The organism is Psychromonas sp., from assembly GCF_041586535.1.
GTDB lineage: Bacteria > Pseudomonadota > Gammaproteobacteria > Enterobacterales > Psychromonadaceae > Psychromonas.
On the sequence record NZ_JBFGZY010000049.1, the window covers coordinates 1 to 23267 of the forward strand.

23 protein-coding genes are annotated in these 23267 nt (G+C 44.4%); 9 read left to right on the plus strand and 14 right to left on the minus strand.

The genetic code is table 11. The features are described 5' to 3' along the window. A partial coding sequence (locus ABZA00_RS07290; protein WP_372881494.1) for an aldo/keto reductase occupies positions 1 to 909 on the plus strand: 909 nt, incomplete at its 5' end. A 58-nt stretch (positions 910 to 967) separates the two neighbouring features. On the opposite strand, the gene clpB is transcribed toward ABZA00_RS07290, so the two are convergent. The 3 genes from clpB to rluD form a co-directional block, all read right to left on the minus strand. Then, positions 968 to 3541 (minus strand): ATP-dependent chaperone ClpB, encoded by a 2574-nt coding sequence (clpB, locus tag ABZA00_RS07295; protein ID WP_372881495.1) that lies wholly within the window; start codon positions 3539 to 3541, stop codon positions 968 to 970. A 213-nt stretch (positions 3542 to 3754) separates the two neighbouring features. Beyond that, a complete protein-coding gene (gene pgeF, locus ABZA00_RS07300) occupies positions 3755 to 4636 on the minus strand; it encodes a peptidoglycan editing factor PgeF (RefSeq protein WP_372881496.1) in 882 nt (293 codons plus the stop codon). After that, positions 4626 to 5594 carry a 23S rRNA pseudouridine(1911/1915/1917) synthase RluD gene (gene rluD / locus ABZA00_RS07305; protein WP_372881497.1) on the minus strand — a complete coding sequence of 323 codons (969 nt, stop codon included), beginning with the start codon at positions 5592 to 5594 and terminating at the stop codon, positions 4626 to 4628. Before rluD ends, pgeF begins: the two co-directional genes overlap by 11 nt. Positions 5595 to 5802: 208 nt before the next feature. On the opposite strand from rluD, the gene ABZA00_RS07310 reads away from it, so the two are divergent. Next, a complete protein-coding gene (locus ABZA00_RS07310; protein ID WP_372881498.1) occupies positions 5803 to 6579 on the plus strand; it encodes an outer membrane protein assembly factor BamD in 777 nt (258 codons plus the stop codon). A gap of 81 nt (positions 6580 to 6660) precedes the next feature. Here ABZA00_RS07310 and ABZA00_RS07315 read toward each other — a convergent pair whose 3' ends face one another. The 7 genes from ABZA00_RS07315 to murJ form a co-directional block, all read right to left on the minus strand. Continuing rightward, a complete protein-coding gene (locus ABZA00_RS07315; protein WP_372881499.1) occupies positions 6661 to 6999 on the minus strand; it encodes a P-II family nitrogen regulator in 339 nt (112 codons plus the stop codon). 305 nt (positions 7000 to 7304) lie between these two features. Beyond that, a complete protein-coding gene (gene ispH / locus ABZA00_RS07320) occupies positions 7305 to 8249 on the minus strand; it encodes a 4-hydroxy-3-methylbut-2-enyl diphosphate reductase (protein WP_372881500.1) in 945 nt (314 codons plus the stop codon). An 87-nt stretch (positions 8250 to 8336) separates the two neighbouring features. Then, entirely contained in the window at positions 8337 to 8786 is a 450-nt protein-coding gene (gene fkpB, locus ABZA00_RS07325) for an FKBP-type peptidyl-prolyl cis-trans isomerase (RefSeq protein ID WP_372881501.1), read from the minus strand. Then, complete coding sequence (lspA, locus tag ABZA00_RS07330) at positions 8779 to 9291, minus strand: signal peptidase II (RefSeq protein WP_372881502.1); 513 nt, start codon at positions 9289 to 9291, stop codon at positions 8779 to 8781. Before lspA ends, fkpB begins: the two co-directional genes overlap by 8 nt. A 69-nt stretch (positions 9292 to 9360) precedes the next feature. Continuing rightward, positions 9361 to 12195, minus strand: coding sequence for an isoleucine--tRNA ligase (ileS, locus tag ABZA00_RS07335; protein WP_372881503.1), 2835 nt, complete (start codon positions 12193 to 12195; stop codon positions 9361 to 9363). A gap of 101 nt (positions 12196 to 12296) precedes the next feature. Beyond that, on the minus strand, positions 12297 to 13235 hold the full coding sequence (gene ribF / locus ABZA00_RS07340) for a bifunctional riboflavin kinase/FAD synthetase (protein WP_372881504.1): 939 nt from the start codon (positions 13233 to 13235) through the stop codon (positions 12297 to 12299). Between the two features lie 95 nt (positions 13236 to 13330). Next, positions 13331 to 14899 (minus strand): murein biosynthesis integral membrane protein MurJ, encoded by a 1569-nt coding sequence (gene murJ, locus ABZA00_RS07345; RefSeq protein WP_372881505.1) that lies wholly within the window; start codon positions 14897 to 14899, stop codon positions 13331 to 13333. Positions 14900 to 15381: 482 nt separating this feature from the next. Here murJ and rpsT point away from each other — a divergent pair, with 482 nt between their 5' ends. Beyond that, positions 15382 to 15642, plus strand: coding sequence for a 30S ribosomal protein S20 (gene rpsT / locus ABZA00_RS07350; RefSeq protein WP_372881506.1), 261 nt, complete (start codon positions 15382 to 15384; stop codon positions 15640 to 15642). Positions 15643 to 15756: 114 nt separating this feature from the next. Here the strand turns inward: rpsT and ABZA00_RS07355 are convergent, their stop codons facing one another. The 3 genes from ABZA00_RS07355 to epmA form a co-directional block, all read right to left on the minus strand. Further along, positions 15757 to 16017, minus strand: a complete 261-nt coding sequence (locus ABZA00_RS07355) for a DUF4404 family protein (RefSeq protein ID WP_372881507.1) — start codon at positions 16015 to 16017, stop codon at positions 15757 to 15759. Positions 16018 to 16128: 111 nt separating this feature from the next. Then, positions 16129 to 16347 (minus strand): hypothetical protein, encoded by a 219-nt coding sequence (locus ABZA00_RS07360; protein ID WP_372881508.1) that lies wholly within the window; start codon positions 16345 to 16347, stop codon positions 16129 to 16131. 1 nt (position 16348) lies between these two features. Further along, positions 16349 to 17329 carry an elongation factor P--(R)-beta-lysine ligase gene (gene epmA, locus ABZA00_RS07365; RefSeq protein WP_372881509.1) on the minus strand — a complete coding sequence of 327 codons (981 nt, stop codon included), beginning with the start codon at positions 17327 to 17329 and terminating at the stop codon, positions 16349 to 16351. Between the two features lie 256 nt (positions 17330 to 17585). On the opposite strand from epmA, the gene frdA reads away from it, so the two are divergent. From frdA to frdD, 4 genes are all read left to right on the plus strand, one after another. Further along, positions 17586 to 19412, plus strand: a complete 1827-nt coding sequence (frdA, locus tag ABZA00_RS07370; protein ID WP_372881510.1) for a fumarate reductase (quinol) flavoprotein subunit — start codon at positions 17586 to 17588, stop codon at positions 19410 to 19412. Next, complete coding sequence (locus ABZA00_RS07375; RefSeq protein ID WP_372881511.1) at positions 19413 to 20150, plus strand: succinate dehydrogenase/fumarate reductase iron-sulfur subunit; 738 nt, start codon at positions 19413 to 19415, stop codon at positions 20148 to 20150. A 90-nt stretch (positions 20151 to 20240) separates the two neighbouring features. Beyond that, entirely contained in the window at positions 20241 to 20630 is a 390-nt protein-coding gene (locus tag ABZA00_RS07380; RefSeq protein ID WP_372881512.1) for a fumarate reductase subunit C, read from the plus strand. An 11-nt stretch (positions 20631 to 20641) separates the two neighbouring features. Continuing rightward, entirely contained in the window at positions 20642 to 21019 is a 378-nt protein-coding gene (frdD, locus tag ABZA00_RS07385; protein ID WP_372881513.1) for a fumarate reductase subunit FrdD, read from the plus strand. Positions 21020 to 21104: 85 nt separating this feature from the next. On the opposite strand, the gene efp is transcribed toward frdD, so the two are convergent. After that, positions 21105 to 21674 carry an elongation factor P gene (gene efp / locus ABZA00_RS07390; protein WP_372881514.1) on the minus strand — a complete coding sequence of 190 codons (570 nt, stop codon included), beginning with the start codon at positions 21672 to 21674 and terminating at the stop codon, positions 21105 to 21107. 30 nt (positions 21675 to 21704) lie between these two features. On the opposite strand from efp, the gene epmB reads away from it, so the two are divergent. Together epmB and ABZA00_RS07400 are read left to right on the plus strand one after the other, a co-directional pair. Beyond that, positions 21705 to 22721 carry an EF-P beta-lysylation protein EpmB gene (epmB, locus tag ABZA00_RS07395; protein WP_372881515.1) on the plus strand — a complete coding sequence of 339 codons (1017 nt, stop codon included), beginning with the start codon at positions 21705 to 21707 and terminating at the stop codon, positions 22719 to 22721. Positions 22722 to 22786: 65 nt separating this feature from the next. Beyond that, positions 22787 to 23104 (plus strand): hypothetical protein, encoded by a 318-nt coding sequence (locus tag ABZA00_RS07400; RefSeq protein ID WP_372881516.1) that lies wholly within the window; start codon positions 22787 to 22789, stop codon positions 23102 to 23104. Positions 23105 to 23267 lie beyond the last annotated feature (163 nt).

Below are 23267 nucleotides of genomic sequence, written 5' to 3' on the forward strand. Positions count from 1 at the left end.
ACGGCAGAGATGTATGCCGTTCCTCCCTCACCGGATACCTATGGCAAAACTGAAACGATTATCGGAAACTGGCTGGCCGGCAACCAAAATAAACGCAATGATCTGATTATTGCCAGCAAAATAGCCGGTCCCGGGCTGCACTGGGTGCGAAATGGCGGAGCCATTACGGGTGATGCTGTGGTGCAAGCGGTAGATGCTTCACTGAAACGTTTACAGACAGACTATATCGACCTTTATCAACTGCACTGGCCAAATCGCACCTCTCCGCATTTTGGCAAACAATGGCCGAATCAATTTCGCTTCAGTGACGTTAATGCCAGTGAGCAAACAGCACAAATGCTGGATATTCTGCAGGGGCTGGATCGCTGCGTAAAAGCGGGGAAAATCCGTTATTGCGGGTTATCCGATGATACCACCTGGGGCATTAATACCTACCTTAAGTTAAGCGAGCAGTATGATCTGCCGAGAATGGTCTCTATCCAGAATGAATTCAGCCTGCTGCACAGCAAAGACTGGCCCTATTTGCTGGAAAACTGCGTACATGAGGAGATCGCTTATCTGCCCTGGTCGCCATTAGCAACCGGTATGTTAACGGGCAAGTATCTTAATGGTGCTCGTCCCGATGGCAGTCGCTGGACTCTGTCACAACGTAATGGCCTGTTCCGCGATACTCCGGCCGCGCACAAAGCGGTTGCGGCATATGCGCAGATAGCAAAACAACATGGCTTTACAGCTGCTCAGCTGGCGCTGGCCTGGTGCGCTCAAGTTGATGGCGTTACTTCTACAATTATTGGTGCAACCACTATGCAGCAGTTAACAGAAGATATAGATGCTTTTAGCATGCCCCTAAGCGAGCAGGCATTAAGCGAAATAGATGCGGTTATGAAAACCTATCCGGCTCCTTTTTAATCAGAACAAGACCTAAAAATATCCCCCTGTGCAGGGGGATATTTATACCAAATCCGTTCTACTGCCCAAAGACAATTTCGCCATCCTGCAGCTCTGCCCGTATCTCTTTACCCGGCTGTAAACGTCCGGAAAGGATATCCTGCGCCAATGCGTTTTCAAGCAGCTGCTGAATAGCGCGTTTCAGCGGTCTTGCGCCATAAACAGGATCATACCCCGCATCCACCAGCAGCTGGATCGCCTGATCAGTAAAGGTTAACTGGTAGTCTTTATCCTGCAGACGTTTTTTCAACGAGTCTAATTGGATCGCAGCAATCGATTTAATGTGCTCCATACCCAATGGATGGAAGACGACGGTTTCATCAATCCGGTTTAAAAACTCCGGTTTAAATTGATGCGCCAGTACCTCAAGTAAAGCCGATTTAATTTCGTTATAACCGACCTGATCAAAACGCTCCTGAATAATATCCGAACCGATGTTGGAGGTCATAATGATCACCGTATTACGGAAATCCACAGTACGCCCCTGGCCATCGGTTAAACGCCCGTCATCGAGCACCTGCAGTAAGATATTAAACACGTCCGGATGGGCTTTCTCGATCTCATCCAGCAGAATCACCGAATAGGGTTTACGGCGCACCGCTTCGGTCAGATATCCGCCCTCTTCGTACCCTACATATCCCGGAGGCGCACCCACCAGGCGGGAAACCGAATGTTTTTCCATAAACTCGGACATATCAATGCGCACCATATTATCCTCACTGTCAAAGAGGAAATGAGCCAATGCCTTACAGGATTCTGTCTTACCCACCCCCGTCGGACCTAAAAAGAGGAAAGATCCCACCGGACGATTCGGATCGCTTAACCCCGCCCGGCTGCGGCGAATCGCATTGGCAATCGCATCAATCGCTTCATTTTGACCTATTACCCGACTATGCAGGTGAGTTTCCATTTTCAGTAGCTTGTCGCGCTCCCCTTCGAGCATTTTCGCCACCGGAATCCCCGTCCAGTGCGCAAGAATTTCAGCCACTTCACTTTCGGTAACCGCATGTTTGAGCAGGGTCATCTCCTGCATTTCAGCCTCAGCTGCCAGCGCTAACTGTTTTTCCAGATCCGGAATAATGCCGTACTGCAGTTCTGACATACGCGTTAAATCAACCGCCCGGCTGGCCACTTCAAGATCTAAACGCGCCTGTTCGATCGACTGTTTAATGCTCTGCGTGCCTGAAAGCGCCGCTTTTTCAGAGCGCCACACTTTATCCAGCTCCATATACTCTTTTTCTTTATCCTGCAGAGATTTTTCCAAATCAGCCAGACGCTTAATAGTGGCTTCATCAGTATCATTCTGCAGCGCTTTCTGCTCCAGTTTTAACTGAATTATTTTACGCTCCAGTTTATCCAGATCTTCCGGCTTGGAGTCCATCTGTAAACGGATGCTTGAAGCCGCTTCATCAATTAAATCAATCGCTTTATCCGGAAGCTGGCGATCTGAAATATAGCGGTGGGAGAGTGTCGCCGCAGCCACAATAGCGGGATCGGTAATTTCCACCTTATGGTGCAGTTCATAACGCTCTTTTAAACCACGTAAAATAGCTATGGTATCTTCCACCGTCGGCTCATCGACCAGCACTTTTTGGAAGCGACGCTCAAGGGCGGCATCTTTTTCAATATACTTGCGGTATTCATCCAGCGTTGTTGCCCCGACACAATGCAGCTCGCCCCTTGCCAACGCCGGTTTTAGCATATTACCGGCATCCATCGCACCGTCTGCCTTACCCGCGCCCACCATGGTATGCAGTTCATCAATAAAGAGAATGATTTTGCCCTCTTCTTTGGACAATTCATTGAGTACCGCTTTTAATCTTTCTTCAAATTCACCGCGATATTTTGCACCGGCAATTAATGCGCCCATGTCCAGTGCCAGTACCCTTTTGTTCTTCAATCCTTCCGGGACTTCACTATTTATAATACGCTGTGCCAGACCTTCTACAATAGCGGTTTTACCTACCCCCGGCTCACCGATTATAACCGGATTATTTTTGGTACGGCGCTGCAGCACCTGAATCATCCGGCGCACCTCATCATCACGACCAATCACCGGATCCAGTTTGCCCTGCTCCGCCTGTTCGGTTAAATCAACGGTATATTTTTCCAGCGCTTTCTCCTGCCCCTCAGCATCGGGATCCGTCACATTTTGACCGGCACGGATTTTTTCAATGGATTTCTCAACTTTCTGCTTGTTCAAGCCGAATTTTTTTAGAATATCCCCTAATCGGCCTTTATCTTCACAGGCGGCAACTAAAAAAAGCTCCGAAGAGATAAATTTATCCTTAGATTTCTGCACATATTTATCGCACAGGTTAAACAGGGTATTGAGTTGATTGGATATTTGAATATCGCCACCGATTCCAGCCACTTTTGGAAGCTGGTCAAGTTCCTTGGAAAGCTGAGATCGTAATAAACTCAGATCAACCTCTAAATCGGCGAATATCGGCCGTAATGAACCGCCGTCCTGATTTAACAGCGCCAGCATCAGGTGGATTGGCTCGATGTACTGGTTATCGCGCCCGAGCGCTAAGGACTGCGCATCGGCAATCGCTAATTGAAATTTACTGGTTAATTTATCCATACGCATAACAATGCCCTCTTCAAAAAATGTCACTCTTAGATAACATTAAAGATGGTGGTTAATTGTACGATTTCAAGGCGGGATAATAAAATTTGCTGGAAATGATCCAGGCGCTTTCTAAAAAAATGTTATTTTTCAATTAATTATCGTCAGCAGCCAAATTAATTCAGGATGCCGATTGCACATTCCGCAATAATTTGGCCATATCGGAGCAGTGGGTTATTTGCTTGTGTCATCAATCCAGATCAAGGTCGCCATGCGCCCGGTAATATTGTCCCGGCGATAAGAATAAAAAAGCCCTGCTTCATTAAAAGTGCAGTGCTCGCTTGCGGTGATTTCAAAAACCTTAAAAGGCGCCAGACGCAAACGCGCTAACTGCTGTAAATCAGCTAACCAGCGATCCTCAAAAGCAGTAAAAGCGCTTTTTGCCAACTTATTCTCAGCGATAAATGCAGCGCGTACTTCATCACCGACGGCAAAAGCCGTTTTTCCGATACAGGGGCCCAGCCAGACTAATAAGTCTGCTGAATTAACATCTAACTGCCGACAAATCGATTTAATTGATTTTTCAATAATGCCATCACATAACCCCCGCCAGCCCGCATGTACAGCACAGACAAAACTGCCCAGTTTGTCGGTAATCAGCAGCGGCAGGCAATCCGCGGTCATGACAATGCATGGCTGTTGTTGTTGTGTCGTCCATGACGCATCTGCGGTTATATCCACTGGCATGTTTTGCTCAACCCGGACTAAAACGGTGCTGTGGATTTGATTTAACCAGAAGAGCTTGTCGGGTAAAGACAGAGTATTACTTAACAGGCTGCGATTTTTGCAGACAATAGCGTGGTCATCTGCAACATGTAAGCCTAAATTCAGACCTGAATAAGCCCCCTGGCTATATCCGCCAATACGGGTGCTGGAAAATGCCCGAATATGTGCAGGTGCGGACCAGTTAGGGCGTATCAACTGCACATTATCGTGGCCATTTTCCGCAGCGTTCGCGGAAAATACCTGAATATCGGCAGCTGCAGCCACATCGGCTTCCGTCTGCTGCACATCTGGCTGATTATCAGGCTTATTTGAGTGGTTATTAGCCACCATGCTGGATCATATCCTGACGTAATGCTTCAGCAAGTTCAGCCATATCAGCAGGTATCGGCGCATGCCATTCCATCATCTCTCCGGTAATAGGATGCTCTAAACGCAGCATAGTTGCATGCAGTGCCTGACGTTTAAAATTACGCAATGCCGTTAACAACGCCTCTGAAGCGCCTTTAGGAGGACGCGGACGACCACCGTAAACCGGATCACCGGCGAGTACATGGCCAATATGCATCATATGCACACGAATCTGGTGGGTACGCCCGGTTTCAAGACGTAAACGCAGACGGGTATGGGCACGATATTTCTCGGAAACACGGTAATGAGTCACAGCATGTTTTCCGCCCGTAGCATTAACCGCCATTTTGGTACGGTGTACTTTATCCCGTCCGATAGGCGCATCGACCATTCCGCCGGCGGTAAAAGTTCCCATGGCAATAGCCTCATATTCACGGGTTATCTGCCGAGCCTGCAAACTGGCCACCAAGTGCGTTTGTGCCGGCACGTTTTTAGCAATCACCATCAGCCCGGTGGTATCCTTATCCAGACGATGCACAATACCGGCCCGCGGTACTTCAACAATTTGCGGATAATGGTTTAATAGCGCATTAAGTACTGTACCATCGGGATTGCCGGCACCTGGATGGACGACTAAACCGGCCGGTTTGTTAATTACAATGATATCGTCATCTTCAAAAACAATATTTAACTTAATATTTTGCGCTTTATAAACGACTTCATCTTCAAGTACGGCTTTTACTTCAACCAGTTGCCCGGTATAAACTTTTTCGCGGGGACGATTTACCGCTTCTCCGTCAATTTTGACCATATCGGCCAATATCCATTCCTTAATGCGCGTACGTGAATAGTCCGGGAACAGTGATGCTACTGCCTGATCTAATCGAAACCCGAGTTGCTGGTCAGTAACTTCTGCGCTGAGATTTAACTCTTGACTCATATATTGTTCTCTTTTTCTACACTATTGTTTACTGGCAAATTGATTAATGTCGATTCTCTGCAGAGAAAAAATTCAAACAATTGGCCATAAATAAGATTAATTTTGTTGCGGGCACTGTGATCCTGTCACATTTTATCTTTTTTAACTTTTCTTTTATGGGTTGATAGAAGATACTGTGCTTTTTATCTGCATTGGCATTATAACACTTATGAAAAAGATCCTCAGACTATTAACGTCCTCTCTTGTGATTGTTTTATTGAGCACCGGCTGCTCTTCAAAAAAAGCAGAAAAACCCAAAGTGGAAGATAAACCACCAGCGGTACTTTATGAAGAAGCAAAACGTGCCCTGGAATCTGCAAATTTTGAAAAAGCATCTGATATCTTAGAAGCATTAGATACCCGCTATCCATTCGGTTCGCATTCAGATCAAGTACAGTTAGATCTTATTTATAGTTATTACAAACGCAAGGAAACCGCATTAGCACTTGCCAGCATTGATCGTTTTCTGCGCCTCAACCCAACTCATCCGGATCTTGATTACGTTTATTATATGCGTGGTTTAACTTATATGGGCGCAGATCAGCAGTTTTTTCAGGAGTTATTCGGCATTGACCGTTTCAACCGAGATCCGAATAATGCCATACAGGCCTTTAAAGACTTATCGCAACTTATCAAATACTACCCGAATAGTGAATATGCCGCTGATGCACAGCAAAGAGTTATATATTTAAAAGATCATTTAGCACGTTATGAGATTGCGATTGCGCAGTGGTATATCAAACGCGATGCTTATATTGCTGCTATCAACCGCTGCAAAGTAGTATTAAACAATTATCCTGACAGTGCGATGGTTGAACAGGCATTGGAGATCATGATTGAAGCTTACGAGGCACTGAACATCGAAGAGCCGAAACAAAATGCATTGGCGGTATTAAAATTAAACTTCCCGGAGAATGCCCGCTTTAATGGCCTTAATCTGTATTAATTTAATCAAGCTAGATAGATAATAAAAAGGAGAACGAGGTTCTCCTTTTTATTTTACACTCGATTATAAAAGGCGCAGCGATTAAAGCGCTTCGTGATCCTCTTCACCGGTACGAATACGGATAACACGCTCAACAGGCGTAACGAAGATTTTACCATCACCAATTTTACCGGTTTGTGCTGTTCCCATAATGGCTTCGATGCAGCGTTCAACATCCTCTTGTTTAACCACTAGCTCAATTTTTACTTTTGGTAAAAAATCAACCATGTATTCAGCGCCACGGTAAAGCTCGGTGTGTCCTTTTTGACGACCGAAACCTTTCACTTCAGAGACAGTCATGCCTGTGATATCAATATCAGCAAGTGCTTCACGAACATCATCCATTTTAAAGGGTTTAATAATTGCTTCTATTTTTTTCATCGTGATCTCTTTTATGTTGTTTGTAAACGTATCTAGTACCTCTACACATTAATATTGATTGCTTAAATTTTTAGCATGGCTTTTCAATGGGCCGCGGGATTTATCCCGCATTTATTAGCAACAAGAGGGCTGAAGCCCTCGCCCCTTTGTTTAGAACGGGATGCATACAGATCATCAACCAATCACTTCTTTTGTGGCTAGGTACTAGTTGTAAGTACTTTAATACTAAATAGAGTAAATATACAGATAGAAAATGTGAAAAACGCTATGCCGTTGTTATTTTCCCCCTGCAAAAATGAAAATAATTATTCAACCTGCTTAATACGCAGCTCCGCCGGTACTTCAAAAACAGTGTTTTCTTCCACACCGGGGTTTTCAGTCACCACCACTCCGCCAAGTTTCTGCAGTTTATCGACCACCGCCTGCACCAGCACTTCAGGTGCTGAAGCACCCGCAGTGACACCGACTATTTTTACATTTTCAAACCATTCGCATTGAATATCTTTTTCATTATCAATCAGATAAGCATTAACGCCCACACAGCTGGCCTTCTCCTGTAAACGATTCGAATTAGAGGAGTTGGTTGAGCCGACCACTAACACCAGGTCGCTTTTTTGCGCAAGATCTTTAACCGCATCCTGACGATTTTGTGTCGCGTAACAGATATCATCTTTACGCGGCCCCTCAATATTGGGAAACTTGTCACGCAACGCCTGGATAATATTGGCTGTATCATCTACCGACAGGGTTGTTTGCGAACTGTAACAGAGACTATCGGAGTTTTTAACCTGTAATTTACTGACGTCCTGAGGTGATTCAACCAGATAAATTCCGCCCTGCGGGTTATCATATTGCCCCATAGTGCCAACCACTTCAGGGTGGCCCTGATGACCAATCAAAATACATTCCTGGCCACGGCGGCTGGCGCGGGTGACTTCCATATGCACTTTGGTCACCAACGGGCAGGTGGCATCAAAGACTTTAAGTTCACGACGTTTAGCCTCTTCACGCACCGATTGCGCAACGCCATGCGCACTGAAGATAACAATATTATTATCCGGCACTTCATCCAGCTCTTCTACAAATACCGCACCACGGGCTTTCAAACCATCAACCACATACTGGTTATGGACAACTTCATGACGCACATAAATAGGCGGAGTAAAAATATCCAACGCACGCTCTACAATTGAAATTGCACGATGTACGCCGGCACAAAAACCGCGCGGATTCGCTAAAATGATTTCCATAACTAACCTTTTTAAACTTATATCCCGTTATTCACAGGTCATGAGAGAATGCAGATGATAGATATTATCAACTAAAAAGAGAATACGCTAACCTAAAACTTCCAAAACATCCACTTCAAATGTCACTGTTTGACCGGCAAGCGGGTGATTAAAATCAACCGTCACACTGTCTGCAACCACTTCCCGGATAATGCCGGGAATCTCTTCACCATTTGGCTGGGTAAAACTGATAATAGTGCCTATTTCTGCCGGCACATCCTGGCTGAATTTACTTAATTCAAGGTGATGAATATTATCCGGGTTAGGCAGACCAAAGGCAGACTCAGGTGGCAAGGTAAAAGTTTCCGATTGCCCTTCCTGCAGACCAAGCAGGCACGCTTCGAAACCCGGGGTTAAACTGCCGTCGCCCATCACAAACTTTGCCGGTTTATTATCAACTTTGGTACTGTCAACAGCAGAGCCGTCAGCCAAACGAATTGAAAAATGCATTAAGACTGCACTGTTTTCTGCGATACGCGGATTGTTTATCTCAGTCATTTTTCTTTCCTTTATTTTGAGTATCTTCCTTACTAAAAAGAGACTCTAAGATGATGATTGCCGCACCGATAAAGATTGCGACATCTGCAATATTAAAGGTTGGCCAGCGATAAAAACCCAAATCAAAATCTAAAAAATCAATTACATAACCGAAGATTATACGATCTATAACATTGCCGATAGCACCGGATAAAATCAGTGCGTATGCACAGTTCTGCCAATACTGAACTCTGCTACTATTCTTCAGTAAATAGAGTAAATAACCTGAAACAACCAGCGCGATGCTGGTAAAAAGATATTTCTGCCAGCCTCCGGCATCACCTAAAAAGCTAAAAGCGGCACCGTAATTTCTCGCATAAGTAAAACTGAAAAATGAGAGAATCTCATAAGATTCATATAAATCTAATGATTGTATTGTCCAATATTTAGTCACCTGGTCAAGCACTAACATTATTGCCGAGAGCCATAACCAGCGCAAACCTGATTTTTCTATTATCTCTGCCATTTTTTAATCCTGAATAAAAAAACGCCTTAAATATTAAGGCGTTTACATTAGGGTCTGTTGATCCTGGAATTACGCAAACTTACGTACTTCACCCTGACCGTCAATATTAGTTACACAGCGGCCGCATAAATCAGGATGCTGTTCATTCTGACCAACTTCCTCGCGGTGATGCCAGCAGCGATCACACTTCTCTGCCGCACTCTTAACTACAGTTACCGACAAACCAGCCACTTCGGTCTGGTGAGCGGACTGTGGCGCATCAGCTAATGGTTTAACCTGTGCCTGAGAGGTAATCAGCACAAAGCGTAATTCATCTTCCAGAGTTGCTAATAAAGCACTTATCTCATCGGAAGCATAAAGTGTTACTTCAGCTTCCAGGCCGCCACCGATAGTGTTTTCTTTACGGGCGATTTCTAATGCTTTGTTGACTTCTGCACGGATTGAAATCAGCTGAGACCAGGCTTCGTTACTGAATACTTCATTATCGGTCAGACCGAACAAACCATCATACCAGACCGTTGTGAAAACAAATTCATCACGTTCACCAGGCAAGCCCGCCCAAATCTCATCAGCGGTAAAGCTTAAAATAGGAGCCATCAAACGTACCAGTGCTTCTGCGATATGGAACAGTGCCGTTTGGCAACTGCGACGCGCATTACTGTCCGCTTTAGCGGTATACTGGCGATCTTTAATAATATCCAGATAGAAACTGCCTAATTCAATAGAGCAGAAATGCATCAGTTTCTGATAAACTACATGCAGGCTGTAACTTTCGTAGGCTTCAATCACAGCATTCTGCAATGTTAATGTCTGCGCAACAATCCAGCGATCCAGCGCGACCATTTCATCACTTGCTACCAAGTCCGTGCTCGGATCAAAACCGTTTAAGTTAGCCAGCAGGAAGCGTGACGTATTCCGAATACGACGATAGCTGTCTGCGCTGCGGTTAAGGATTTCATCAGAAACCGTAATCTCACCGGTGTAATCCGTTGAGGCAACCCATAAACGCAGAATATCTGCACCCAGGTTATTCATCACGGTTTGCGGAGACATCACATTGCCTAAAGATTTAGACATTTTTTTGCCGTTTCCATCCACCACGAAACCATGGGTTAACACCTCTTTGTAAGGCGCTTTATTATTAATTGCCATGCCGGTCATTAACGATGACTGGAACCAGCCGCGATGCTGATCCGAACCTTCAAGGTACAAATCCGCTTCTGCCTGCTCGCCAGATGCTAATTTGTACTCTTCACGCTGCCCGACAACCGAAGCATGTGTGGTGCCTGAGTCAAACCATACATCCAGAGTATCAGTGACTTTACGGTACTCTTCAGCTTCAAAACCTAATATGCTTTCCGGCTCTAAATCCCACCACGCCTGAATACCCTGCTGCTCGATTTTACGGGCAATAAGTTCCATCATTTCCACACTGTTCGGATGCAGTTCATCGGTTTCTTTATGCACAAACAGGGTGATAGGCACGCCCCAGGTACGCTGACGGGAGATACACCAGTCGGGGCGGTTCTCGATCATTTTTTCAATACGTTGCTGACCCCAGCTCGGGATCCATTTAACACCTTTGATGCCGGCCAGTGCGTTATCACGCAACCCTTTTTGGTCCATAGCAATAAACCATTGTGGTGTGGCACGGAATATAATCGGTGTTTTATGGCGCCAGCAGTGCGGGTAGCTGTGCTTTAATTTTACCGAGCACAATAATGCATTTTTTTCGGTTAACACTTCAAGCACACGATCATTGGCTTTAAAGACATGTAAACCGGCAAAAAATTCCGTGTCTTCACGGAAAACACCATTATCAGCAACCGGGTTGGCAACCTCTAAATCATAACGCAGACCGACAGCGTAGTCGTCCTGTCCATGCCCGGGCGCGGTATGCACACAGCCGGTACCCGCATCAATGGTAACGTGATCGGCAACAATCGCAGGTACCTGCAGATTTAAGAACGGATGATTAAATAGTTTTTTCTCTAAATCCATTCCTGTGCAGATAGCCAGCGTAGTAAAATCTTCAATGCCGTAGCGCGCCATACAATCAGCGACTAAATCAGTGGCTAAAATTAAACGTCGCTCGCCCGCCTGAACCAGTGAGTATTCTACCTTTTCCGCCAACGCAATGGCGCGGTTAGCCGGTAGTGTCCAGGGGGTGGTTGTCCAGATAACGGCACAGACATCACCGCTGCCGAGATCATCAGCAACAGGTTTGAAACTGCGCACAACCTGCTCTGCGTCAACGGCACAAAAAGCAACATCAATCGCCGGAGATACTTTATCTTCATATTCAACTTCGGCTTCGGCTAATGCACTGCCGCAATCTGTACACCAATGCACAGGTTTAGAGCCTTTATGCAGGTGCTCATTTTTAATGATTTTTGCCAGCGCACGAACGATGTTGGCTTCAGTTGCAAAGTTCATGGTCAGGTACGGGTTATCCCATTCACCTAATACGCCAAGACGTTTAAAGTCTTTACGTTGGCCATCAACCTGACGCGCCGCATATTCACGACATTTTTTACGGAAATCCGCAGCACTGATTTTCTGCCCGGGTTTACCGACTTTCTGCTCAACTTTTAATTCGATTGGCAGGCCATGGCAATCCCATCCCGGGATATAAGGCGCATCAAAATCAGATAACGTTTTTGATTTGATAATAATGTCTTTGAGAATTTTATTAACCGAGTGACCAATATGAATATCACCGTTTGCATATGGAGGGCCATCATGCAGAACAAATGTTTTTTTACCCTTTTTAGCCGCACGAATCTTGCCGTAAAGATCCTTGCTGTACCAGTTTTTCAGCATATTCGGTTCACGATTGGCAAGATTTGCACGCATCGGGAAACCTGTTTTCGGCAGGTTTAATGTATTTTTATAATCACTCATTGCTTTTTTATTCCATCTAACATTACGTTGGGATTTGTATTCCGGCTACTTGCGCATAAATTCAAAGTCGGTGACGACCGGTTTGTGCATTTTCAAGTAGTTTATATTTTTTCATTAAGCAGATGCCATTCTCTGGCTTGCCTGATATCTTTATCGATCTGAATTTTTAGTGCCGCAAATGAATCAAAACGCACTTCATCTCGTATCTTATCTTCTAATACAACTTCTAACTGCAAACCGTATAAATCCGAATTAAAGTCGAAGATATGTACCTCTAACTGCTGGCGGACACCATTTACGGTAGGACGCTGCCCGATATTAGCAACCCCCTGATAAACCTTATCTGCAATCCCTAATACCGAGACAACAAACACACCTGACACGGGTGAGACGCGGCGCTTTAATAACAGGTTCGCAGTGGGTACACCGATAGTGCGGCCTAATTTCTGACCATGCACAACGCGCCCGGTAATACTGTATTTTCGGCCTAACATCAACGCTGCTTGCTGCAGATCTCCCGACGCTAAGGCATCACGTACACGACTGCTGCTGATACGGTGTTCCTGCTGCAGCAGGCTTTTTGTATCAACGACTTCAAAACCGTATTTTTCACCCGCCTGTTTTAATAACTCAAAGTCGCCGCGGCGCTGGTAACCAAAATGAAAATCATCACCAATCACCAAAAACTTCACACCGAGTTTTTTTATCAACAACTCTTCAATAAAATCCTGGGCACTTAAATTAGCAAATTTATGGGTAAATGAAACACATAACAGACGATCTAAACCAAGTTTCTCCAGCTGCACAAATTTATCACGTAAACGGCTTAATCTTGCCGGTGCATTTTTCCCGGCAAACAATTCCTCAGGTTGCGGCTCAAAGGTTAAAACCGTCGCCGGTACCTGCAGGCGCTTGGCCTCAACTAATAATCGGGCGAGTACCGCTTTATGACCTAAATGCACCCCGTCAAAATTACCAATACTCAAAACACATCCCTGATGCGCTGTTTTGATATTATGAATGCCGCGTAATAATTCCATTTCTTTTACATTCCATCTCTTTTACTTGGATAAAAGTCTTTTAAACACAAAAGAGTGGATTATATATTAAGCAGCGCAACTAATCAGCCCTCATTTTAACCATTCTTCTCTGAAACTTTAAAATGGCTGAAACGCAACCCGCTTAGAGCCAGGGCACATAAATACACCACTGCCCCAGCGGCGATTAAGGCGAATAATTGAACCGCCGCTGCGAACAAAGATAACTGGCTCCATTCAGGCAGAGAAGGATTAAACACCGCCAAGCCTACCGCCATCAGCAAACCCGCAAGAGCAATCCGGGTTAATACCGAGACGCTGTCCTGCTGCCTTTGATAAACACCTGTTTTATATAGACCGTACCACAACAAACCTGCATTTAAGGTCGCGGACAGCGAAGTGGCGATGGCCAAGCCGACATAACCATAGGGGATAGCAAAAATAATGTTCAGCCCCATATTGCTGACCATGGCAATTATGCCGTATTTAACCGGTGTTCTGGTATCCTGACGGGCGTAATATCCCGGTGCTAATATTTTAACCATCATAAAACTCAATAACCCACAGCCATAAGCCCATAGACTCATGGCGGCCATTGAAACGTCCTGCATAGCAAATTCACCGCGCATAAATAATACCCGCAGCATAGGCTCAGCCAGAACAATCAAACCTAACATCGCCGGAAAACCTAAGACACAGACCATACGCATCCCCCAATCCAGGGTTTTCGCAAAATGCACTTTTGACTCAGTGACATGTGACGAGGACAAACTCGGCAAAATAACTGTCGCGATAGCGATCCCGAATAAACCTAAAGGAAATTCAAGTAAACGATCCGAGTAATACAACCAGCTGATTGAGCCCGTTTGTAGAAAACTGGCAATCAGGGTATCCAGTAATAAATTAACCTGACTGACAGATACCCCAAATAAAGCGGGAATCATCAGAGTTCTGATTTTTACCACGCCGGGGTGATGCCAATCCCAAACAGGTTTCAGCAAGAGCTTTTCTTTGCGCAAAAAAGGCAGCTGGAAAAAAAACTGTACCGCACCGCCAATAAACACCCCGATTGCTAGCCCGATTTCAGGTTGTTGTAAAGCGGGCGAAACAAACAGTGCACAGGCGATAATGGCAATATTTAAAAATACCGGTGTAAAAGCGGCGACGGCAAATTTTCCCAAGGTATTTAAAATAGCGCCGGATAATGCGGTGAAGGTGATAAACCAGAGATAGGGAAAAGTAATCTTTAACATTATCGAAGCAAGTTCAAACTTTTGCCCGTCAGGGTTGCCGTTCCACCAGTCTAAAAACCAACCGAAGCCGAATAAAGCGGTGATCACAGAGGAGCCCAAAACACCAGCAATGGTGATAATGGTGATAATGCCGCCTAAGGTACCGGATACCGCGGCAATTAATTGCTTAACCTGATCCGGCGATTGTTTTTTTTCATATTCGGTTAATACCGGTACAAATGCCTGCGAAAATGCGCCTTCAGCAAACAGGCGGCGTAAAAAGTTAGGAATTTTATTGGCAAAGAAAAAAACATCAGCGGCGGCGCCCGCACCCATTAAATTTGCTATGACGATATCCCTCAGCAGTCCTAAAAGCCTTGAAATCAATGTCATAGCGCTTACGATCAAACCTGATTTCAATAATTTTTTACTCACAATATTTTTCCTAAAGAGATTTGTCCATTTTTCCCAAGTGTTCTTAAAACCCAAGAAACAAGGTGGCTGGGTATATGCCCATTCTACCTAAAAATGCTAATTCAGCGGTTAGTTCGGATACCAGGGCAGGCGTAATGTGAAGAGAATAATGACTTACTTTTCGAGTATTACAACGCAGTACTGGTTTTCGAGCTAATCCCCTTTCCGGCAGGCCGAGAGACTCCCATCTTCAGCGTTACGATGCATTAATTTCGGATGACTAAAGCCTCAACTTCATGCCTTAAATATGGTCATCTATCGGCTTGCTGAGTTTGCATATTGGAGTAGATTGGGTATATAATGCGCGCAGTTTAACCATCTGCTGAGTTTCTTACCAGTTTTTTAATTGGTTAAAAAGAAAACATTTGACAATATACGTACGACAAGGCATATTCCCCGACCTTTGATTATCCCTTGTTATACAGAATTTAGGAGTTAAGGTCTTGGCTAATATCAAGTCTGCTAAAAAACGTGCTTTACAAGCTGAAAAAAGCCGTAAACATAATGCAAGTCGTCGTACAATGATGCGTACTTTCATTAAGAAAGTTGTTGTTGCAATCGAAGCTGCAAACAAAGAAGTTGCTACAGCTGAATTTATAAAACTACAATCAGTTTTAGACAGTTACGCAACTAAAGGCTTAATTAACAAAAATACTGCTGCTCGTAAGAAAAGCCGTCTTTCTGCACAAATTAAAGCGCTTTAATTCTTCTGTAAGAATACAGCCTTTATTTTAAGCTTAAAAAAACCGACTTAGTGTCGGTTTTTTTGTCGCTGTTTTTTAGCAGCAATAAGATGTTAGCCTCGCGTCCCCGCTCTATTATATCCCCATTCCGGATAAAGCATTAATGAGATCTTTAATCACTTTGCCGACTACCGGATTAGTTTCTTCAAAAACAACAAGCTGCTGAGCAATTTTTTTATCGCGAATCAATTGTGCCGGATCGCCGGATTTTATCGCTTCCTGGAGTTGATCATGTACTTGTTTTAGCTCTCCGGCAGTACATTCATCGGCAATCAAATCCTCATCCAAAATTGCTGATAATTTTTCAAACTCTGATTTAACTTTTTTTATTGCCATAAATACCTCAGAACAGTGAATAAGTTATAGTCTGCTGACTGAATCTGTTTTGCACATGAACTGACTATACAAGGATTGCCATTAAAGTGTAGCCTGAAAACCCACAATCGGTCACTTTGCTTTAAAAAAGTGATCCAGACAACGTCCTAAAAACAAAGAGATAACCACAAAAAAAACACTTAATAGCATCAGACCAACTTTAAACCAGTCATGCTCTGCAAAGTGCTGTAAATACAAAGAGGCAAGATAAATGGCGCCTATCCAATACAAGATCCGGAACACATACGCCCATAATGAATAAACACGATCGGTTAACCATAACTTAGCCAAATCAGGCTCCCTTAATTGTAAAACTGATAACATCATCAATATGTTTTTTATCTGTCGCAAGCATCACTAATCTGTCGATTCCCAGGGCGACACCGGCGCAATCAGGTAAAAATGGCAGCGATTCAATAAATTGCAAATCAATAGGCATTTGTGCCAGACCTTTTTGAGCACGTAATTGATTATCTTTTTCAAAACGCCGTAACTGCTCCTGCAGATCACTTAATTCATGAAAACCGTTAGCCAGTTCAATGCCCTTGAAATAAACCTCAAAGCGTTCCGCGACACGCGGATCATCCGGACTTATTTTTGCCAGTGCAGCTTGTGAAGCGGGAAAACTATAGACAAAACACGGTTTATCCTGCGCAATCACAGGTTCAATTGCGAAACAAAACAGCAACTGTAAAACCGTATCACGATCCTGCTCATTATTTAAGACATCTCCAAGATTTAACCTTTCGCCTGATTTTTTTAACTGCTCAAGAGTCGCTGCAAGAGGATCAACATCTAAAATTTCTAAGAATGCATCCTGATAAGTACAACGGCGCGCAGGTTGGCTGTTCAGAATAAGCTGTAATAACTGATCCATTTCATCCATTAAACGAAAATGATCAAAGCCGATACGGTACCATTCCAGCAACGTAAATTCCGGATTATGGAAACGCCCCGACTCTTCATTGCGGAAAACTTTACTCATTTGGAAAATACAGCCGCTGCCGGCCGATAAAAGGCGCTTCATATGAAACTCAGGCGAGGTCTGCATATACAAAGGCAGCCCCTGGCGGTCCGGCTTTGCTGAGGAGATCTGCGCTCCGTTAAAATGGGTTTTAAAGCAAAACAGGTGAATATCTGTCACGGCGGCCTGACTCAATACCGGCGTTTCAACTTCTAATACATCCCGTGTTATAAAAAAATGACGGATAGTCTGTAATATTTTTGCCCGTTGTTGTAATGCTTTTATGCCAGCACTTGGTTTCCAGCTCATCTTGATTCCTTTTTCTACGAGTCTCTAGTTTATCGGAGAATAAAAAATTCGGGAATAAAAACCTGATTTATATATCTAAGCTGCTTGAAGGTGCAAATTAAGTGCTTTGCAGATAACCCTGCATGGGTTTAATTTACATACTGTTGATTATTTACAGATTATCTTTAAATAACCCTGTTTATTTCACGGAATTTTAACGATCTGCTGATAGAATAAAATCATTATCAATATTATAAATAACTAAGGGAGTAGAAGTGTGCAGATAATTAAAACAGATGTTGCCATTATTGGCGCAGGCGGCTCGGGTTTAAGAGCGGCAATTGAAATTGCAGAAAACCATCCCAATCTGGAAATCGCGTTAATCTCCAAAGTTTACCCGATGCGCAGCCATACGGTTGCAGCTGAAGGTGGCGCGGCGGGTGTCGCTCAGGATCATGACTCACTGGACAACCACTTCAATGATACGGTCTCAGGCGGTGACTGGTTATGCGAACAGGATGTGGTTGAGTATTTTGTCGAAAATGCCGCCAAACAACTTACCCAGCTTGAGCATTGGGGCTGCCCGTGGAGCCGTAAAGAAGACGGCAGCATTAACGTCCGGGCTTTCGGTGGTATGAAAATAGAGCGTACCTGGTTCGCCGCCGATAAAAGCGGCTTTCATATTCTCCACACACTTTTTCAAACCTCCATTAAACACCCGAAAATCACCCGCTTTGATGAACATTTCTGTCTCGACCTGCTGGTCGAAGATAATAAAATACAGGGTGTGGTGATCCTTGATATTGCCGAAGGTGAAGCAAAACTTATTCAGGCTAAATCAGTGATCATGGCAACCGGAGGCGCCGGCCGCGTTTACAGTTACAATACCAATGGCGGTATTGTAACCGGTGACGGCATGGCCCTTGCCTATCGCCATGGCGTCGCCCTGCGTGACATGGAGTTTGTCCAGTACCATCCTACCGGTCTGCCGGGCACCGGTATTTTAATGACCGAAGGGTGCCGCGGAGAAGGCGGTATTCTGGTCAATAAAAACGGTTACCGTTACCTGCAGGATTACGGCCTCGGACCGGAAGTCCCCGTTGGCCAGACCAAAAATAAATATATGGAACTTGGGCCGCGCGACAAACTCAGCCAGTGCTTCTGGCAGGAGCAGCAGAAAGGCAATGTCTTTAAAGGTACAAGAGGTGATTATATTCACCTGGATCTGCGTCATCTGGGTGAAGAAAAAATCAATGAACGTCTGCCATTTATCCGTGAGCTGGCAAAAGCTTATGTCGGGGTGGATCCTGTCCATGAGCCCATCCCGGTACGCCCTACCGTGCACTATACAATGGGCGGCATTGAAACCAATGCTAACACAGCCACCAGCCTGGCAGGATTATACGCCATTGGTGAATGTGCTTCCGTGGGTCTGCACGGCGCTAACCGTCTGGGTTCAAACTCATTAACCGAGCTTGCCGTATTCGGCCAGTTAGCCGGACAGGAAGCCGCAAATTATGCGCTTAATACGGAGCATAAGGACGTCACGGCGTTACAAAAACAGGCGGAAGCTATTATCGCCCGCACCGAAGCATTACTGCACAGTAAGGGCAGTGAAAAAATGGCCGATATCCGTTTAGAAATGGGTGACTGCATGGAGGAAGGTGTGGGAATTTACCGCACTCAGGAATCGATGCAGAAAACCATCGATAAACTTGCCGAGCTTAAAGAGCGCTATAAAAATATTCATATTGCCGATAAATCCAGCGTATTTAATACCGAGTTTTTGTACGCCATTGAATTAGGCTACCTGCTCGATACCGCAGAGGCGATGGCGCACAGTGCTATCAAACGTCAAGAATCGCGCGGTTCACACCAGCGTATCGATGGTTTTGACAAACGTGATGATCAGAACTTCCTGAAACATTCACTGGCCTATTATCAGGCCGATAAAGCCCCAAAAATAGAGTATTCCGCCGTGACTATCACTAAGAGTCAACCCGCTGAACGTGTTTATGGTGCAGCATCAGAAAAGCCAAGTGCAGAGCCGGAGCAGGCAGAAGCTGCATCTGAAACAATAAATTCAGCACAGGAGGAAGTGTAAATGACCGAGTCAACGATCAGCATTGATATCTTAAGGTATCGCCCGGAAAACGATGAAAAACCATTCACACAGACCTTTGAAGTACCATATTCGCCTGATTTCTCTGTTTTGGAAGCGCTGCAATATATTAAAGATCATTTAGACAGCACGATCAGTTTCCGCTGGTCCTGCCGGATGGCCATTTGCGGCAGCTGCGGCATGATGGTCAATGGCGTCCCTAAATTAGGCTGCAAAGCATTCCTGCGTGACTATTACCCGAATAAAGTATCTCTGGAGCCATTAGCTAACTTTCCTATTGAACGGGATTTAGTGGTGGTAATGGATGACTTTGTTAATAAATTAGAATCCATCAAGCCCTACATTATTCCTGAAAAAGAGAAATCTTTAGATGAAGGCACTTATCAGCAAACCCCCCTGCAGATGGAATTGTATAAGCAATTTTCTATGTGCATAAATTGTGGTCTTTGTTATGCGGCCTGTCCGCAATACGCCCTCGACGATAAATTTACCGGCCCGGCTGTGCTTGCGCTAATAGCAAGGTACAACCGCGACAGCCGCGATCACGGCGTGGCTGAACGGATGAAAATAGTCAATCAGGAAGAAGGCGTATGGGGCTGTACTTTTGTCGGTTATTGCTCCGTTGTCTGCCCTAAAGATGTGGATCCCGCGGCAGCGATTCAGCTGCTTAAAGTGGAAAGCAGTAAAGATTATTTAATTGGTATGTTCAAACCGGATTAAGGAGAAAATTATGAGTAAACGCGAACTACCTACTGAATTTATTGTTGGCTGAAATATAGCCAGAACAAGTATTGTTATGGAGAAAAAATTATGAGTAAACGTAAACCTTATAAACGCGAGGTACCTACTGACTGGTGGCTGAAGCATGCCTTTTACACAAAGTATATGATCCGTGAAGGGAGCAGTATTTTTATCACTTTATACAGCCTGATCTTGGCCTGGGGAGTATTCCGCTTAAGTCAGGGAGAAGCGGCTTTTAATGCCTGGATGACAGCGTTAGAAAATCCCTTTGCAATTATTCTGCACCTGATCGCATTGGCTCTGGCCTGCTATCATACCGTCACCTGGTTTTCGCTGGCACCCAAAGCAATTGCGTTATGGGTGAAAGGAAAAAGATTAGAAGATAAAGTGATTATTGCCGGTCATTATGCAGCGCTGGTTGTTATCACGCTTTTCTGTCTAATCATTGTTACCTTATAAGGAGGCTGGACATGTCCAATACTACTGAAAAAACCTATAAACGTTCACATGAGCCGGTTTTCTGGGGGTTATTTGGTGCTGGCGGGATGCTAACTGCATTTCTTACGCCGGTGATGATGTTAATTACCGGGATCTTAATTCCGCTTGGTTTGATGGATAGTGACAATCTCAGTTATGAAAAAGTACATCACTTTGCAACAAGCTGGTACGGCGCCGTCATTGTATTAGTGCTGGTCGCTTTACCTTTGTGGCATACCCTGCACCGTATTTTCCATGCATTACACGATATCGGTATTAACCGCGGACGCGATTGGCAGCAGGTAATCTGTTATGGTTTTGCTTTTGCGGTCAGCGTATTTGTCTTTACCCTGCTGCTGCAGATGTTCTAGCTTTCACAGCGACAAAAAAACCAGCTCATGAGCTGGTTTTTTTCGTTTAAGCAGATCAGTTTAAGCTATCGTAATAAGAAGAAAATTATTTCTTCACTCGGCTTACATATTCGCCGCTGCGCGTATCGACTTTTACCACTTCGCCAATCTGGATAAATAACGGCACACGAATAACCGCACCTGTTGCCAGTGTTGCCGGTTTACCGCCGGTACCAGCCGTATCGCCTTTCAGGCCGGGATCGGTATCAGTTACTTCAATTTCAACAAAGTTCGGTGGTGTCACTGCGATCGGGTTGTCGTTCCAGGTTGTGATAGTACACATATCCTGTTCAACCAGCCATTTAGCCATATCTCCGACTGCTTTTTCTTCTGCTGCAATCTGCTCGAAGGTCTCGTTATTCATAAAATGGAAAAACTCACCGTCGTTGTAAAGATAAGCCAGATCAAAATCCATCACGTCAGCAGATTCAACCGACTCGCCGGATTTAAAGGTTTTTTCGATAACTTTACCGGATAACAATTTACGCAGTTTAACGCGGTTAAATGCCTGCCCTTTACCCGGCTTTACAAATTCATTGTCGATAATTGCACAAGGCTCATTATCAAGCATAAATTTTAGTCCGCTTTTAAATTCACTGGTATTATAGGTTCCCATTGTAATCTCACTCTAAATTGATTTATAAAAATGTTGCAAATAATTACCCCGAATAATACCCATGTGTTGCCAAGTTGGCAAAAGGAACTCGCCGATGCGGTCAAAAATCCACAACAACTTCTACAATTATTAGAGATTGCACCGGAAAGTAGCAGGGTAAGTGACTTCGCCCGTAAAAGTTTTCCGATGTTAGTGCCTTTGCCGTTTGTCAATAAAATGAAAAAAGGCGATCTTAACGATCCTCTCCTGGCGCAGGTGTTACCGATAGAAAATGAGGAGATGCTTGCTGATGGTTACGGGGTGGATCCTTTACAAGAGCATGATAGTGCCCTGCCCGGGTTATTACACAAATACCAGAGCCGGGTTTTGTTAATATTAAAATCAGGGTGTGCGGTGAATTGTCGCTATTGTTTCAGACGGCATTTCCCCTATCAGGATAATAATATTAACAAAAAACAGTTACAGGAAATTATCGGCTATATCAAATCTCACCCGGAAGTGAATGAAGTTATTCTCAGCGGCGGCGATCCGTTAATGAGTAAAGATGACTTCTTACAACACCTGGTCAATGAACTGGAGTTATTACCACAACTGACACGTTTAAGGCTGCATACGCGCCTGCCGGTCGTTATTCCTGCCAGAATCACCGAGCAGCTGTGTAATATGCTGCAAAAAAGCCGTTTTAATGTGGCTTGTGTATTACATATCAATCACGCCAATGAGATCGACGCAGTATTTAAAGATGCGATGGATAAACTGGCTGATGCAGGGGTACATTTATTAAATCAAAGTGTGCTCCTGAAAGGCGTAAATGATAATAAACAGGCACTGATTGACCTTAGCGAAGCACTGTTTGATGCGCGTATAATACCCTATTACCTGTTTTTATTAGATAAAGTGCAGGGTGCCCAGCATTTTGATTTAAGCGAACAACGGGCCAAGCAGTTAATCCGGGAAATGAGCATTGCATTACCGGGATATTTAGTGCCGCGTTTAAGCCGGGAAATCGCAGGGCAGAAAAGCAAGACTCTGATAGCAACAAATTGATAACAAAATTCAGCTGATCCGCTCAGGATTAATTCGCTATAATTGTTTCTAAAAAGGGGAGAATAATGAATAAAGAAAATCTAGTTAAACAGTTACAGGAAAATATAAAGATCATTTACCATCGCGCCGTTGATGCAGATAAAATGCTTGAACAGTTACGCCTGCAGAAAAAAGCGGGATTTGCACAGATATTTGCCCATGATAGTGCCTTTAAAAACCACTCCACCACCTTTCTGCCCTATGTAGAGGAACTTGCGGCGGATCTGCAGGCAATCCAAACCGACAATGAGGAGCATTACAAAACCCTCATTCCGGAGTTGGTGGTTAAAATTGAGCTGCTGTTTAAAACCCTTCAGGCTTTTAAAAACAATTTAAAAGACTGACCTCAATACGGGATAAGTTGCTTATATACCCATGATACTTCAAGATGCAAAGTCAGCAAGGCAAATTGTGCCGAGATGCCAGGCATAAAATTGAAGTATAGTTATTCTACATAGAAATTTTATAACAAAGCAGATTGGTGCAATTTACCTTGCCCTACGGGGC